At 60.7% G+C, this 16,485-nt stretch carries 12 protein-coding genes; 8 read left to right on the top strand and 4 right to left on the bottom strand.

Going from position 1 to position 16,485, the window contains the following annotated elements:
- Positions 1–16 precede the first annotated feature (16 nt).
- Positions 17–1,024, bottom strand: a complete 1,008-nt coding sequence (locus BM216_RS04680; RefSeq protein ID WP_092995750.1) for an ABC transporter substrate-binding protein — start codon at positions 1,022–1,024, stop codon at positions 17–19.
- A gap of 242 nt (positions 1,025–1,266) precedes the next feature.
- On the opposite strand from BM216_RS04680, the gene BM216_RS04675 reads away from it, so the two are divergent.
- On the top strand, positions 1,267–2,517 hold the full coding sequence (locus BM216_RS04675) for a GAF domain-containing sensor histidine kinase (protein ID WP_092995747.1): 1,251 nt from the start codon (positions 1,267–1,269) through the stop codon (positions 2,515–2,517).
- Positions 2,517–3,236 (top strand): response regulator transcription factor, encoded by a 720-nt coding sequence (locus tag BM216_RS04670; protein ID WP_092995745.1) that lies wholly within the window; start codon positions 2,517–2,519, stop codon positions 3,234–3,236. The genes BM216_RS04675 and BM216_RS04670 overlap by 1 nt, the downstream gene beginning before the upstream one ends.
- A gap of 7 nt (positions 3,237–3,243) precedes the next feature.
- On the opposite strand, the gene BM216_RS04665 is transcribed toward BM216_RS04670, so the two are convergent.
- The 3 genes from BM216_RS04665 to BM216_RS04655 form a co-directional block, all read right to left on the bottom strand.
- Positions 3,244–4,506 (bottom strand): HlyD family type I secretion periplasmic adaptor subunit, encoded by a 1,263-nt coding sequence (locus tag BM216_RS04665; RefSeq protein WP_092996925.1) that lies wholly within the window; start codon positions 4,504–4,506, stop codon positions 3,244–3,246.
- Between the two features lie 44 nt (positions 4,507–4,550).
- Positions 4,551–6,338 carry a type I secretion system permease/ATPase gene (locus BM216_RS04660; RefSeq protein WP_092995742.1) on the bottom strand — a complete coding sequence of 596 codons (1,788 nt, stop codon included), beginning with the start codon at positions 6,336–6,338 and terminating at the stop codon, positions 4,551–4,553.
- Positions 6,339–6,638: 300 nt separating this feature from the next.
- On the bottom strand, positions 6,639–7,982 hold the full coding sequence (locus tag BM216_RS04655; RefSeq protein WP_092995739.1) for an MFS transporter: 1,344 nt from the start codon (positions 7,980–7,982) through the stop codon (positions 6,639–6,641).
- A 331-nt stretch (positions 7,983–8,313) separates the two neighbouring features.
- Between BM216_RS04655 and cyoA the strand changes: the two genes are divergently transcribed.
- From cyoA to BM216_RS04625, 6 genes are all read left to right on the top strand, one after another.
- Entirely contained in the window at positions 8,314–9,453 is a 1,140-nt protein-coding gene (gene cyoA / locus BM216_RS04650; protein ID WP_092995736.1) for a ubiquinol oxidase subunit II, read from the top strand.
- Between the two features lie 44 nt (positions 9,454–9,497).
- Positions 9,498–11,501, top strand: a complete 2,004-nt coding sequence (cyoB, locus tag BM216_RS04645) for a cytochrome o ubiquinol oxidase subunit I (protein WP_092995733.1) — start codon at positions 9,498–9,500, stop codon at positions 11,499–11,501.
- 2 nt (positions 11,502–11,503) lie between these two features.
- Positions 11,504–12,124: a cytochrome o ubiquinol oxidase subunit III gene (gene cyoC, locus BM216_RS04640; RefSeq protein ID WP_092995730.1), complete on the top strand. Its 621-nt coding sequence runs from the start codon at positions 11,504–11,506 to the stop codon at positions 12,122–12,124.
- Positions 12,121–12,522: a cytochrome o ubiquinol oxidase subunit IV gene (gene cyoD / locus BM216_RS04635; protein ID WP_092995726.1), complete on the top strand. Its 402-nt coding sequence runs from the start codon at positions 12,121–12,123 to the stop codon at positions 12,520–12,522. The genes cyoC and cyoD overlap by 4 nt, the downstream gene beginning before the upstream one ends.
- A gap of 66 nt (positions 12,523–12,588) precedes the next feature.
- Positions 12,589–13,308: an SURF1 family protein gene (locus tag BM216_RS04630; RefSeq protein ID WP_092995723.1), complete on the top strand. Its 720-nt coding sequence runs from the start codon at positions 12,589–12,591 to the stop codon at positions 13,306–13,308.
- Between the two features lie 353 nt (positions 13,309–13,661).
- The gene (locus tag BM216_RS04625) at positions 13,662–16,385 is read left to right on the top strand and encodes an ABC transporter transmembrane domain-containing protein (protein WP_092995720.1); all 2,724 of its coding nucleotides are present in this window, start codon (positions 13,662–13,664) and stop codon (positions 16,383–16,385) included.
- Positions 16,386–16,485 lie beyond the last annotated feature (100 nt).

Raw genomic sequence — 16,485 nt, 5'->3', positions numbered from 1 at the left:
CACTCGGGAGGCGCCGTCACTTGGCGGCGATCACCTTCTGGGCGTCTTCCAGCGAATATTCGACATTCGCCACGCCACCCTTTTCAGTGTTCTTCAGGTTCTCTTCCAGGTTGGCCTGGTCGATGCTGAGGAAGGGCACGACGAGGTCTTTCTTGACCTCCTTGCCATCGAGGATCTGCTGGGCCACCCAGAAGGCGAGCGTCGACACGCCGGGCGCGATCGACACCGACATGGTCTCGTAGCCGTCCTTGTCCTTTTGGCTCTTCCACCAGACGAGCTCGTCTTCGCGGTTGCCCATGACGATGGTCGGCGTCGGGCGCTTGGCGGCGGCGAATGCCTGGGCCGCGCCGTAACCATCGCCGCCCTGAGTGACGACCGCCGCCACTTCCGGCAGGCTCGGCAGGATGCCGGCGACGGCGCGCTGGGCGACGTCCTGGGCCCAGTCGCCGTTGACCGAGCCGACGATCTTGAACTGGCTGTTTTTCTTCACGCCCGCCTCGATGCCGGCATGGATCTCGTCGTCAACTGAGACGCCGGCAAGGCCGCGGATCTCGAGCAGGTTGCCGCCCTTAGGCAGCTTCTTGGCGAGATAATCGACCTGGCTCTCGCCCATCGCCTTGAAGTCGACGGCGATGCGCCAGGCACAGGGTTCGGTGACGATGCCGTCGAAGGAGACGACCGTGATGCCCGCATCGCAGGCTTCCTTGATCGCGCCGTTCAGCGCCGTCGGCGAGGCGGCATTGATGACGATCGCATCATAGCCCTGCAGGATCATGTTCTGGATCTGGGCGGCCTGTTCGGTCGCCTGGTTCTCGGCCGTGGTGAATGGGTCGGCAGCGGCGACGACGCCCTTGGAGACGGCCTCCTTGGTGATCTTGTCCCAGCTGGTCAGCATCGCCTGGCGCCAGGAATTGCCGGCATAATTGTTCGAAAGCGCAATCTTCTTGTCGGCCGTATCGGCCAGCGCAGATCCGCCAAGGCACGCGAGTGCCACGGATGCCGCGAGCATCGTCCTGATGGTCATGATTTCCTCCCAAAAGCTCCCTGCATATCTTCGGGCCGCTCCTCAACGGTGATCCGGAGATAATGATTGCCCTGAGCCCCTTTTGCTCAGTACATCGAGAATGGAGGAGATTTCAGATGTTGTACAGGCGCATCCAAGCACGCTTTCTGCGGGCTTCCGCGCAAGATCTGCGGGTTCCCGCAGGACAGCGAGGCAGACGAAGCGCTTAGATGAAGCCTTGAGGACTTGGAGGAGGTCTTCGCATGCTCAACCGGGCGCGCAACGCGCTGTTCGACCGCTATCTCGGGATCTCCCGGCTGCTGGCGGGCCAGCTCGATTTCAATTCGATCATCAAGGCAGTGGCAGAAGAAGTCAGCCACATCATTCCGCACGACCATCTGGATGTATGCATCAAGATGGTCGATGGGAAATATCACATCGCCTATGAGAGCGGGCTGGAAACCGCCTGGAGCAAACACCCGCCGGCGCTTCTGACGGGAAGCCCTATCCGCACGCTGCTGGCGGGAGAGGTGGATTATCTTCTGTCTGCCGACGCCTGCTCCGATCCGCGCTTTCACTTCGACGGTGCCTTTTCGAGCCCGATCATCGAGCTTTCGCTCCACAGCCGCCTGCATGTGCCATTGAGGGTTCAGGGCAATGTCATAGGCGCGCTCAGCTGTTCCAGCCGGCAATCGGACTGCTACACGGTGGAGGATGTCGAGAACGCCCGGGCGGTGGCTGATCTGCTGGCGCCCTATTTCTTCGCGTTACGTGCGGCCGAGCAGGCAAAGCGCTCGGCCGTGATCGAAACCGAGGCGAGCGCCCGCGAGGAGGGACTTCGCCTCGGCGCGCTAAAACTCACCGAGGCGCTGGAAGCCGAGCGGCAGCGGATCGGCATGGACCTGCACGACCAGACGCTGGCCGATCTCACCCGGCTGACCCGCCGCATGGAGAAGCTGCGGCACGACGTGACCCTGCCCGGGGATGCGCTGGAGCCGCTCTGCCGGTCGCTGCAGCAATGCATGCACGATCTTCGCCAGATCATCGAGGAAGCCAAGCCGACGGTGCTGCAACTCTTCGGCGTCGCCGAGGCGATCGAAACGCATCTGGAGCGATCGGTGTGTGAAAGCGGCCAGGCGATCGACTGGCAGATGACCGACGAGAGCGGCGGGGCGCTGCGCGACCTCGACCCGACCGTATCCGTCGCCTTATTCCGGATCGCTCAGGAAGCCATCAACAATGCCATCCGCCACGGGCAGTCCGACAGGATCATGGTGCGGCTCGGGCAGGCGGATCATGCGCTTTACATCGAGGTCGAGGATAATGGCCGAGGCATGGGCGCCAGCAACGACGGCTGGTCGGGACACGGGATCGACAACATGAAGACCCGCGCCCGGCTGATTTCCGCCCGTTTCGAGATCGGTCAGAGGCCGTTCGCAGCTGTAAGCGGCGGCGGAACACGCGTGCGCGTGGTGCTGCCGATCAATCTTCCAGCTCTTACGGAGACCGTGTGATGGATGTTCTGATCGTCGAGGACGACGCTTTGCACCGATCCTTCCTTCAGGAGGCGGTGCGCGCCGCACTGCCGGAATGCGGCCATGTGGTCGAGGCGGAGAACGGCGCGAGCGGCGAGGTGCAGGCGCGCTCGGCCCGCATCGAAAACGTCGTCATGGACCTGCAGATGCATGAGCGCAACGGCATCGAGGCGGCGCGCACCATCTGGCGCGAACGGCCGGATACGAAGATCCTGTTCTGGTCGAACTATTCCGACGAGGCCTATGTGCGCGGCGTGGCGCGGATCGTGCCCGAGGGGGCGACCTACGGCTATGTGCTGAAATCGGCCTCCGAGGAGCGGCTGAAGCTTGCGCTGCGCAGCGTCTTCATCGAATCCCAGTGCGTGATCGACCGCGAGGTGCGCGGCATCCAGCAGAAGAGCCTCGGCAATTCGCTCGGCCTTTCCGATGTCGAATACGAGATCCTGGTCGACGTGGCGCTCGGGCTTACCGACAAGGCGATTGCCCACCGCAAGCACCTGTCGCTTCGCAGCGTCCAGAACCGGCTGCAGCAGCTCTACGAGAAGCTCGGCATCTACGAGACATCAGGCCATGGCAACGAGGGTTGGTTCAACCTGCGCACCCGTGCCGTCGCGGTCGCCCTTTCCCGCCGCGTGCTGAATGCCAGCGCCATCGAGAGGGCGGAGCGGGACCTGAAGGAAGCGTCCGGCTCCCATTGAGGCGTGTCTATTCCTCGCGAAACGTCTGGGCCAGCTGGTCGGTGAACGGCTTGACGAAATAGGAGATGGCCGAGCGGTCCGCGACTTTTATGAAGACGTCCGCCGGCATGCCCGGATAAAGAGCCAGGTTTCCGAGCCTGGAAAGGCTGTCGGCATCAGGCTTGATCCGGACCGGATAATAGCTGACGCCGGTACGCTCGTCGGCGACGATATCCGGCGACATCGATATGACCTCGCCCGTCACCTCCGGCGTCGTGCGCTGATCGAAAGCGCTGAAACGGATGTCCACTGACTGGCCGGGCTGGACCTGATCGATATTACGGGAGGCGATCTTCGCTTCCACCGTCAGGTCCCGCGAATCCGGCGCCAGCAGCATCAACGGCTCGCGGGCATCCGCCACGCCGCCGACGGTATGGACCGCAAGCTGGTAGATCCGGCCATCCATCGGGGCACGAAGGTCAAGCCGGCTCAACTGGTCGATGGCAGCGATGCGACGCTCCGCCATCTCGGCGATCCTCGCCTCGACGTCGGTCAGGTCCTTGGCGTTCTCCGTGCGGCGATCCTCGTCGAGCTGGAGGATCTGCAGATTGATCTCGTTGATCCGGCCTTCGGCCTGAGCACGTGCCGACATGCGCTCGCCGCGATTGCCGTCGAGTTCGACACGCTGGCGCTTCAGAGCGTTGACACGCTGCATGGTCGTCAGCTGCTGCTGATACAGCGAGTTGATCGAGCGAAACTCCTCGTCGATCAACTTGATTGCCTCCTCGGTCGCCTGGATCTGCAAGGTGTTGCCGGCGATCTCTTCGGTGAGCTGGCTCCGGCGTTCCTCAAGCTGCTTCTTCATGCCCGCAATCGAGGATTTCCGTGTCGTGAAGAACTGGATCTCGCCATCGACGAGCTTGCGGTTCGCCTCCACATCGATGCCGCTGTCTGCCAGATCGGCGACGGAAAAGCTCTCCTGTCCCAGCCTCTCGGCCTGAAGCCTGGCGCGGCGGGCATAAAGCTGCGCCAGCGCGCTGTCGACGATGCCGAGATTGGCGCGGACCATGGTGCCGTCCAGCCGCAGCAGGACATCGCCGGCCTTCACATGCGATCCCTCCCGCACCCGCAATTCGGAGATGATACCGCCGGTCAGGTGCTGAATTTTCTTGACGTTTTCGTCGATGATGACCGTGCCCTCGCCGACAACGGCGTTGGAGAGCGTGGCTGTGGCCGCCCAGCCGCCGACGCCGCCGAGGAGGCAGAGGCCGAGCACGCTGACGAACAGCATGTGGCGGCGCAGGGAACGTTCGGATGGCAAGGCCGTCACGACCTCTACTCCTTTTTCTCGCGGACCACCTTCAGGGAGGCGGGACGGGGCTCGGCGACATGCGCCATCGGCGGCGCGTCGCGACGGATGATCCTGGGCAGGATCTCGTCTCTCGGACCGAAGGCGGCCATGCGGCCCTCCGTCATCATCATGATCAGATCAACGCTTGCCAGGGCGCTTGGCCGATGGGCCACGACGATCGCGATCCCACCACGTTTTCTTACGCTGACGATGGCCTCGCTGAGCGCCACTTCCCCTTCGGCGTCGAGATTGGAATTCGGTTCATCGAGGATAACCAAAAAAGGATTGCCGTAGAGCGCCCGGGCCAGCGCGATACGCTGCCGCTGGCCCGCCGAGAGCATCGAGCCGCCCGGCCCGATTTCCGTCTCGTAGCCGTTCGGCAATTTCAGGATCAGCTCGTGGACGCCGGCATCACGGGCGGCCTCTATGATCGTCTCGGCATTGGCGTCCGCCCTGAAGCGCGCGATGTTCTGCGCGACCGAGCCCGCAAACAGCTCGATGTCCTGGGGCAGATAGCCGATATGCCTGCCGCGTTCCATATCGCTCCACTGGTCAAGCGTGGCACCGTCCATGCGCGCGGAGCCGCGATGGATCGGCCAGATGCCGCTCAATGCTCTCGCCAGCGAAGATTTTCCGGATGCGCTTGGCCCCACGACCCCGACGGCGCTGCCTGCTTCAGCCACGAAGCTGACATTGGAGATGAGGATCTCCTGCCTGCCGGGAGGACCGCTTGCAACGGAATCGACCGCGAGACGCTGATTGGGAGCCGGGAGAGCCAGCGAATCCGGTGCTTCCTTCAAAGTTTCCAGTGCCGGCCTGAGGCGAGCCCAGGACTGCCGCGTCGAGACGAAGCCGCGCCAATTGGCGATCGCCTGTTCCACGGGCGCGAGCGCCCGCGATATCAGGATGGACGCCGCAATGATGATGCCGCCTGTGGCCTGGTTCTCGATCACCAGGACGGCGCCGGCTGCCAGTACGCCGGACTGGAGGGCGATGCGAAAGATCTTGGAGACGGTCGAATAGCCGTTCGCGGTGTCGGAATTGCGCCGATAGGACGAGCGGTATCTGTCGTTGACGCCGGCCCAGGAGCGGGCAAGATCCTCGCCCATGCCCATCGCCTCGACCACTTCCGCATTGCGATAGGCCGCGTTGAGACGGTCATGGCGCTCATTGCCGATCTCGTAGATCTGTCGCGTCGAACTCTGCGTGCTGCGGTTCGTCAAATAGGTCAGCGCAACCAGGATGAAGGCGCCGCCGATTGCGATCCAGCCGATGACGGGATGAATGAGAAAGCAGATCCCGACATAAAGAGGGAGCCAGGGCAGATCGAAGAAAGCGGCAGGGCCGGGGCTCGACAGAAATGTGCGGACCTGATCGAAATCGCGCATCATCGCCAGGCCGTCTGTCGTCCCCGCCACTCCTCGCGACTTTATCGGCGCCTTGAGAACCGCCTTGAACACGCGCTTGCTCATCACCTCGTCGAAAATGCCGGATATGCGAGCCAGCATGCGGCCGCGCGCAATCTCGAACGCACCCTGGAAGAGATAGAGCATGAGCGCCAGGAGACTGAGCGCGACAAGCGACGGAATACTGCGGCTTGGAATGATCCGGTCGTAGATCTGAAGCATGAAGAATGAACTGGTCAGATAGAGCACGTTGATCAGCGCGCTCGCCAGACCGACGGCAAGAAAGCCGGCGCGGCTTCGTTTCAACGCATCCTGTGCAAGATCTTTTTGCGGATGCTCGGCAGAGGTCGTGCCGGTATCGCCCATTCATCAACTCTCGAATAGGTGCTTGAACAAAGCGAGCCAAGCGAAGGCGCGGAATCTCTCCCTGCCCTTCCCCGGGTTCGCATGAAACCCAAATCCTTCGTGAAGATGGCCGCACCATCCAGCTTTGAAGCGATACGGCGTCAGCCGGCGCCTCTCAAAGAACATTCGCATTCAAATCGGCGTGCCAAGCGGCACGCGTCATGTCGGCCATAGAACGGCTTTTTGATTAATCCTGCAAGGAATATAATTACAAATTACAAATAGCGGGGCAGCTGACGCCGCCCCGCGGGGTAACCGTGCCTAGCGTTTCGCCGGCACGTCTACCGTATCGATCGTACGGCTCAGAACCAGAGCGAGAATCGTGCAGATCGCGCCCGAGATCAGATAGCCGCCGATGAAGATGATGCCGAAATTGCTGGCCAGCCCCAGGGCCACCAGCGGCGCAAAACCGGCACCGATCAGCCAGGCGAGGTCGGAGGTCAGAGCCGAACCGGTATAGCGGTAGGCCTGCGTGAAACGCGACGAGACCGAACCGGAGGCCTGGCCGAATGACAGGCCGAGGATCGCAAAACCGAGGATGATGAATGCCGCCTGGCCGGTGCTACCGGCGTCGAGCAGGAAAGGCGCCGAGAAGCTGAAGATGGCGATGATGACGGCACCGATCAAAAGCTGCTGCCGCCGTCCCAGGCGGTCGGCGAGGAAGCCCGACAGCACGATGGTGGCGAAACCGACGAGCGCGCCGAGCACCTGCACGAACAGAAAGGCTGCGGGTGACTGTCCTCCATAGAGCGTTACCCAGCTCAGCGGGAAGATCGTCACGAGGTGGAACATCGCAAAGCTCGCGAGTGGTGCAAAGGCACCGATCACGACGTCGAAGCCGTGGACGCGCAACATCTCGGTGATCGGCTTGGCTTCCAGCTCATGGTTTTCAAGCGCTTCCCCGAATTCATGCGAGGCGACGATGCGCAGACGGGCGAACAGCGCCACGACGTTGATCGCAAAGGCGACGAAGAACGGATAACGCCAGCCCCAGCTCAGGAAGTCGGCATCCGACAGGCTGTAAACGAAGTAACCGAACAGGATGCTGGCGAGCGCAAAGCCAATAGGGGCACCCAATTGCGGGATCATCGCATAGAAGCCGCGACGGTTCTGAGGCGCATTCATCGCCAGAAGCGAGGCAAGGCCGTCCCAGGCGCCACCGAGCGCAAATCCCTGGCCGAGCCGGAACAGCGCCAGCAACGCGATGGCCCACATGCCGATCGACTCGTAGCCGGGAAGGAAGGCAATGGAGGCGGTCGATCCGCCGAGGATCAGCAGTGCCGTCGTCAGCTTCGTGCCGCGCCCGTAGTTGCGGTCGATCCACATGAAGACGAAGGAGCCGACCGGGCGCGCCAGGAAGGCGAGCGAGAAGATGGCGAAAGAATAGAGCGTCGCGGTCACCGGATCGGGCGCGAAGGGAAAGAAGAGCCGAGGGAAGACAAGCACACAGCCGAGACCGAAGACGAAGAAATCGAAAAATTCGGATGTTCGTCCTATAATGACGCCGATCGCGATGTTACCTGCCGATACCGGCTTGTCGTCGTGCATATGCCGGGCATCTCGCTCCAGCGCTGCCGACGACGGATGAATTACTGCTTCTGCCATGACTAACGTCCTCCTTCGCGTCACTGCATCATGAGAATGTTGGCGGGCCGCGCTGTCAATCAAGACTTTCGACATGCAAAATATGGCTTCACGTTTTTTTTGATGATCTGCCGCCGATTTTCGCCTCTAGTTTTAGCATTTTCTAATGCGCATCTGTCGAGGACTGAATTAATAGGTTAAATTGCCCTTGCCCCGAAATCCGATTTCTTGTGGGGGCATAGTCTTCCATTGCAATGCCAACAAAAATGCTGCACTGCGACGATACACCTCATGGAGAAGCTGCTGGCGCTCCGATAGGCGAACTGAACAAAAAGCAAGTTTGAGCAGACCAATGTCCCCAATTTTACGGCGTCTTTGCCAACTTTCCCTCCTACTGATCCTTCCGCTTATGTCGGGCTGCGACCTCGTCGTTATGTCGCCTTCCGGCGATATCGCCCAGCAGCAGGCCGATCTCATCGTCATATCAGTGGTTCTGATGCTGCTGATCATCGTGCCGGTGCTGTTCCTCACCCTCTATTTCGCCTGGCACTATCGCCAGTCGAACACGGCGGCCAAGTATGATCCCGAATGGCATCATTCCACCCGTCTTGAAGTGGTGATCTGGGCAGCGCCTCTCGCGATCATCATCGCACTCGGTGCCATCACCTGGGTCAGCACCCACAAGCTCGACCCCTATCGGCCGCTCGATCGCATCGATGCAGAGCGCTCTATCCCGGAAAACACCCAGCCTCTCGAAGTCGAAGTCGTCGCACTCGACTGGAAGTGGCTCTTCTTCTACCCGGAATATGGCATTGCCACGGTCAACGAGATGGCCGCCCCGGTCGATCGCCCGATCAACTTCAAGCTGACGGCATCGTCGGTGATGAATTCCTTCTATGTTCCGGCGCTGGCAGGCATGATCTACACCATGCCGGGCATGGAGACGAAGCTTCACGCCGTGATCAACAAGGAAGGCGTCTTCGACGGCCTGTCCTCGAACTACTCGGGCGCCGGCTTCTCGCACATGCGCTTCAAGTTCCACGCACTGAACAATGAAGGCTTCGATGGCTGGGTTGCTCGCGTGAAGCAGAATGGCACCGCGCTCAACCGCGACGCCTATCTGAAGCTTGAAAAGCCGAGCGAGCGCGAGCCCGTGCGTTACTACGCCACCGTCGAAGACGGCCTTTATCGCCGCGTTCTCAACATGTGCGTTGCCGAAGGCAAGATGTGCATGGACGAGATGATGCACATCGACATGATGGGCGGTGCAGGCGTTGAAAGCCACGAGAACGTCGAGCGGCTGACGCACGATGACCGCCACGCTGACCTGAGCACCGGCCACAGCGCCGCTCCGGGCGCAACCGTCCCGGCTTCCGGCGTCCCGCCCCGCAGCGAGCAGCCGGAGAACGGCCAGCCCGCACATGAGGGTCATTCGATGCCCGGCATGAACCATGACAGCGAAGGGGCCGCGCCGGCCCAGCTCAATAATTGAACCTGGCGCTTTGCGTCGTACGACATCAATGAACGGGTTGTCCCATGTTTTCCAATCCTGACCTCCTGAAGTTTATCTTCGGTCGGTTGACACTCGAGTCCTTCCCCTATCACGAGCCGATCCTCGTCGTGACCTTCTGTGCCGTTGTGCTCGGCGGCATCGCCGTGCTCGGCCTCATCACCTACATGAAGTGGTGGGCGCCGTTGTGGAACGACTGGATTACCAGCATCGACCACAAGAAGATCGGCATCATGTACATCATCCTCGCGATCGTGATGCTGCTGCGCGGCTTCGCGGATGCGATCATGATGCGTATCCAGCAGGCCATTGCCTTCAACGGCAACGAGGGTTACCTTAACCCGCACCACTACGACCAGGTCTTCACCGCCCACGGCGTGATCATGATCTTCTTCGTCGCGATGCCCTTCGTGACGGGCTTCATGAACTATGTCGTGCCGTTGCAGATCGGCGCGCGCGACGTTTCCTTCCCGTTCCTGAACAACTTCTCGTTCTGGATGACGACTGCCGGCGCGATCATCATCATGATCTCGCTCTTCGTCGGCGAATTCGCCCGTACCGGCTGGCTCGCATACCCGCCGCTTTCCGGCGCGGACTACAGCCCCGGCGTCGGTGTCGACTATTATATCTGGGGCCTGCAGGTCGCGGGCGTGGGAACGACGCTTTCAGGTATCAACCTGATCGCCACGATCGTTAAGATGCGTGCGCCCGGCATGTCCTTCATGAAGATGCCCGTCTTCACCTGGACCTCGCTCTGCACCAACATCCTGATCGTCGCCTCCTTCCCGATCCTGACGGCAACGCTCGCACTCCTTTCGCTCGACCGTTATGCCGGCACGAACTTCTTCACGAACGATCTCGGCGGTAACCCGATGATGTACGTGAACCTGATCTGGATCTGGGGTCACCCGGAAGTCTACATCCTGGTCCTGCCGGCATTCGGCATCTTCTCCGAAGTCGTCGCGACCTTCTCCGGCAAGCGCCTGTTCGGCTATGCCTCGATGGTCTACGCCACCTGCGTGATCATGGTCCTGTCCTACCTCGTGTGGCTGCACCACTTCTTCACCATGGGTTCGGGCGCCTCGGTCAATGCCTTCTTCGGCATCACCACGATGATCATCTCGATCCCGACAGGGGCGAAGATCTTCAACTGGCTGTTCACCATCTATCGCGGTCGCGTTCGTTACGACGTTCCGATGCTGTGGACGATCGGCTTCATGATCACCTTCGTCATCGGCGGCATGACCGGCGTCATGCTCGCAGTTCCGCCGGCCGACTTCGTGCTCCACAACTCGCTGTTCCTGATCGCCCACTTCCACAACGTGATCATCGGCGGCGTGCTGTTCGGCCTTCTCGCCGGCGTGAACTACTGGTTCCCCAAGGCGTTCGGCTACAAGCTCGACCCGTTCTGGGGCAAGATGAGCTTCTGGTTCTGGTTCGTCGGCTTCTACTTCGCCTTCATGCCGCTCTACGTGCTCGGCCTGATGGGCGTCACCCGCCGCGTGTCGCAGTTCGAAGACCCGTCGCTGCAGATCTGGTTCATCATCGCCGCCGTCGGCGCCGGTATGATCGCGATCGGCATCGCCTCCTTTATCATCCAGCTCGTCGTCAGCTACTTCAAGCGCGAAGAACTGAAGGACGAGACGGGCGATCCGTGGAACGGCCGTACGCTGGAATGGTCGACCTCGTCGCCGCCGCCGGAATACAACTTCGCCTTCACGCCGATCGTCTACGACCATGACGGCTGGTACGACATGAAGAACCGCGGTCACGCCCGCAAGCTGGAAGGCTACAAGCCGATCCACATGCCGAAGAACACCGGCACCGGCGTCATCCTCTCGGGTCTCAGCGTTGCACTCGCCTTCGGTCTGATCTGGTACATGTGGTGGCTGGCTGCGCTGTCGTTCATCGCCATCGTGGCGGTCTCGATTGCCCACACCTTCAACTACAAGCGTGACTACTACATTCCCGCGGAAGCGGTGGAAGCCGAGGAAACCCGGCGCACCGAACTGCTGGCGAAGCAGGTGTAACAATGAGCAAGATCGAAGCCCAAACCGCGGAAAACCCGCAATTCTACGTCGACGAAGAGCCTCACGTAGAAAACAGCACGAACCTCGGGTTCTGGCTGTATCTGATGAGCGACTGCCTCATCTTCGCGATGCTGTTCGCCACCTACGCCGTCGTCGGCCGCAATTACGCGGCCGGCCCATCCCCGGCGGATCTGTTCGACCTGAAGCTCGTCGCGATCAACACCGCGATGCTGCTCTTCTCGTCGATCACCTACGGTTTCGCGATGCTGCAGATGGAGCGCAACGCCAAGGCGGAAACACTGTTCTGGCTCGGCATCACGGGCCTGTTCGGCCTCGCCTTCCTGGGTCTCGAACTCTATGAGTTCTACCACCTGATCCACGAGGGTGCCGGTCCGCAGCGTTCGGCATTCCTGTCGGCCTTCTTCACCCTGGTCGGCACCCACGGCCTGCACGTCACCTTCGGCATCATCTGGCTCGTGACACTGATGGTCCAGGTTTCCATGCACGGCCTGATCCCGGAAAACCGCCGTCGCCTGATGTGCCTGTCGATGTTCTGGCACTTCCTCGACGTCGTCTGGATCGGTGTCTTCTCTGTTGTCTATCTCATGGGAGTCGTCGGATGACCGCCAAATCCCCCTCGCACGAAGATGCGCATGAAGCACATCATGGCCACAGCCACGGCCATGAGGCCGGTCACGGCTCGTTCAAGAGCTACGTGACGGGCTTCGTCCTCTCGGTGATCCTGACGGCCATCCCGTTCTGGCTCGTCATGGGCGACGTACTCGACAGCAAGGTCGCAACCGTCTCCGCCATCATGATCCTCGGCGTCGTCCAGATCGTCGTCCACATGATCTACTTCCTTCACATGAACACCCGTTCGGAAGGCGGCTGGACGATGATGGCGCTGATCTTCACGATCGTCATCGTCGCCATCGCGCTGGTCGGCTCGCTCTGGGTCATGCATCACCTGAATACGAACATGATGGTGATGTCGCCCGAGATGATGAAGAACATGCCTTGAGGCAGCCCGGGGCCGCGCATAGCGCGGCTCCAAGGCAAACGGACTAACTGACAAGGCCTATAGACAATGGAAAAGCCCGCAAAATCGCACCTCGCATTGCGGGCTTTTCTGCTTTTTGCAGCTCTCGTCTTCATCGCCCTCGGCTCATGGCAGATCCAGCGCCTGTTCTGGAAGCTGAACCTGATTGCCCGCGTCGATGCCCGCGTCCACGCCGAGGCCGTCGCTCCGCCGGCCAGGGCGGAATGGAACTCCCTGCAGCCGAGTGACGTCGAGTACCGGCATGTCGCGCTCAAGGGCACGTTCGACCACAATCTCGAAACACTGGTCCAGGCCGTGACCGAACGCGGTGCCGGCTTCTGGGTTCTGACCCCCCTCACCCAGGCCGATGGCGCAACCATCATCGTCAATCGCGGTTTCGTTCCACAGGATCGGCGTGATCCACAGTCGCGCGCTGAAGGCCAGATCGGCGGCGAGGTCAGCGTCAGCGGCCTGCTTCGTCTCAACGAGTCGGGCGGCGCCTTTCTTCGCAGCAACGACCCGGCCAAGGGCAACTGGTATTCCCGCGATGTCGTCGCAATTGCGGAAGACAAGCGGATTTCCAACGCCGCCCCCTATTTCGTCGACGCGGATGCGACGGCTAATCCGGGCGGCCTGCCGGTCGGCGGCCTGACGGTCGTCCAATTCCGCAACAGCCACCTGGTCTACGCACTGACCTGGTTCACGCTGGCGATCATGTCGCTCGTCCTTACCGCCATGATCCCGAGGCTTCTGACCCGCGATCCCTGATTTTGATGCATTACGATTGCATCCCGACTGGGCGAACCTGCAACATGCAGGGAATAATTCGACGCTTGTCTTGAACGGGCGCATCTTCGACACGAAATTGCCGATCAATGCGACTCAGGCAGGCTGCACCGGGTCCTTGCCGCCCGTTCATGGAACGGCAGACATCCGGCTACGCAGCCCCGCCATACTGACTGTCTGACCGCAGAACGCTGCCCGATTTTCCGTTTCCGGAAATGACGGAATGCGAACTGCGATCAAGAATACTCGTTAAAACCCTTAAGACGCGCTATACATTGCCGGATGCAGCTTATCCGACACGGAGTTGATAACGCTGTCGCTTTGGTGAAGGTCTAATGCAGAAGACTTTGCTACGCTACATCTGGACGCATACGCGCCCCCAGCAGAGCTGGATTCTCTTCATCGTAGCGTTATCGATGATACCCTACTTCCTGGCCTTCGATCTGCCCAAGCAGATCATTAACGGCCCTATCCAGGGTGAGGGCTTCGAGGACCTGAATGCGACCCAGAACTTTCTGGACTTCTCCTTCAACATACCGCTGATCGACCAGCCCCTGGCCTTTGACGGCTTCCCGCTCGACCGCATGCAGACGCTCGTTGCCCTTAGCGGCGTGTTCCTGCTGCTGGTCATCATCAATGGCGGGTTCAAGTATTATATCAATACCTACAAGGGCCGGCTCGGCGAACGCCTGCTGCGGCGCATCCGCTTTGAGCTCTTCGACCGCGTCCTGCGCTTTCCGCCACGTTATGTGAAGAGCCTGAACGGCGCGGAAATCGCCAGCATGGTCAAGGACGAGGTGGAGCCCTTCGGCGGGTTTACCGGCGACGCCTTCGTCCAGCCGGCACTGCTCGGCGGGCAGGCACTCGCCGCCCTCGTCTTCATCATCCTGCAGAACTTCTGGCTCGGCATGGTCGCCGCATTCATGGTGGCGATCCAGGTGATCATCATCCCGAAGATGCGTCGCCGGCTGATCGAGCTCGGCCGCCAGCGCCAAATCACCGCCCGTCGGCTCGCCGGCAAGGTCAGCGAAGTCGTCGAAGGCCTCGGCACCATCCATGCCTACGACACCTCCAACTACGAGCGCGCGGATGTTGCGAGCCGGCTTGGTGAGATCTTCCGCATCCGCTACGACCTCTACCAGTGGAAGTTCCTCGTCAAGTTCCTCAACAACTTCCTGTCGCAGCTGACGCCTTTCCTGTTCTATCTCATCGGCGGATATCTGACGCTGCGCGGCACGCTCGACGTCGGTCAGCTTGTTGCCGTCATCAATGCCTACAAGGACCTGCCGGGACCGCTGAAGGAACTGATCGATTGGGATCAGGCGCGCCAGGACGTGCAGGTCAAATACGAGCAGGTGGTCGAGAATTTCGAAATCGAGGACATGATCCCCGTCGGGCTGCACGCACTGACGCGTGAGAACAGCCACCCCAAGGGCGAAGCACTCCAGGCCGCCGCCGTCTCCGTCAACGACGACAGCGGTGCAAAGGTTGTCGACCACGTGACCATGAAGGTGGAACGGGGCGAATCCGTCGCGATGATCGATCATATCGGCCGCGGAGCCGAAGCCATGGCGGAGGCACTGGGTCGTGTGACATGGCCATCAAGCGGTCGGGTCTGCCTCGGCGAGACCGACATCCGGGAACTGCCGGAATCGGTAACGGGCCGCTATATTTCCTATGTTTCGACCGACAGCTATTTCTTCCACGGCACGTTGCTCGACAACCTCGTCTACGGTCTCAAGCATGCGCCGGTGAACAAGATCGAATATACCGGCAAGGATGCGCGGCAACGGCTCTGGGAGGTTCGCGAAGCCAAGCTAGCCGGCAATCCGCATCTCGATATCCGGGCCAGCTGGGTGGACTACACTTCCGCAGCACTCGGCGGCGGCACGAAGGAAGATCTGAAGAAGTCCCTGCTCGCTGCACTCGACGTCGTGCAACTCACGGATGATATTTTGGAACTTGCACTCCATTCAACCATTGACCCCAAGGAAGATCCGAAATTCGCCGCAAGGGTCGTTGAGATGCGACATGCCCTGAGAGAACGCATGCAGGAGCTCGGAATGGACACGCTTGTCGTCCCATTCGAGCCCCATGCCTATAATTCGGAGGCTACCGTTGCCGAGAACCTTCTGTTCGGCGCGACGCTCGAAACGCTGTCGGCGGAAAGCGAACTTCTTTCCAGCGAACATTTCTACGCGGCGCTGCGCAAGGTCGGGCTGCAACGGACATTCGTGGAAATCGGCAGGACAGTAGCGAAGAACCTCGTCGAGATCTTCGGCGGGCTGCCCGCCGACCACCCGTTCTTCCGGCAGGTCACATCCTTGTCGGCCGAGGACATCACCTATTACCAAAGCCTGCTGCAGCGCAGGAGCGAGCCGAAGCCCGCCAACTTCCGCCTGTCCGACCCGGACAAGGCGTTCATCCGTCTGACGCTCGAATATGTCGAACCGCGTTATCGTCTCGGTATCCTGACGACCGAGTTGCAGGACAAGATTGTCGGCTCCAGGGAGCTCTTCTACACCGAGCTGCCTTCTCATCTGCGCGACCTCGTCGAGCGCTACGATCCGGACAAATACGTATCCGTCGCGACGCTGCGGGAGAATATCGTGTTCGGCAAGCTCAGCAACCGCAACGCCGACGGCGTTGCCGAGCTGCGTGCACTGGCATCGAAAGTCTCGCAGGAGCTCGGCTTCAGCGACCAGCTTGTAAGAGCGGGCCTGGATTACGATATTGGTGCAGGCGGGCGGCGTCTGACGCCCATACAGCGACGCAAGCTTAATCTTGCCCGCGCACTGCTGCGCCGCTCCGATTATTACGTGTTCAACAAGCCCCTTCCTGGCCTCGAGCGGCATGCCCAGGAAGAAATCGTACAGAACGTGCTTGCATTTCTGCGACAACAGGAGAATGATCCGGCTGTAATCTGGGTTTTGTCAAACATCTCTTTGTCACGTCTGTTTGATAGGGTGGTGATGTTTGATAGTGGTGCTATACTGGAGGAGGGGTCCTACGAGACCCTTGAACAGGAAAGTGGTACCTTCAAGGCCTTGGTGGCTTAGCGATCGATCCGACGGGAAAGGCGGTAAGAGCGATGTTGCTATGTGATGAAGTCCAACTGCTGCGGAAGCTTCCGTACTTTGCGGAGGTCGACACGTGCAA

Origin of the sequence: Rhizobium sp. NFR07 (assembly GCF_900111905.1) — a bacterium.
Lineage (GTDB): Bacteria > Pseudomonadota > Alphaproteobacteria > Rhizobiales > Rhizobiaceae > Neorhizobium.
The sequence above is the reverse complement of the archived record's forward strand: the minus strand, read 5'-3'. Positions and strand labels throughout refer to the sequence as shown.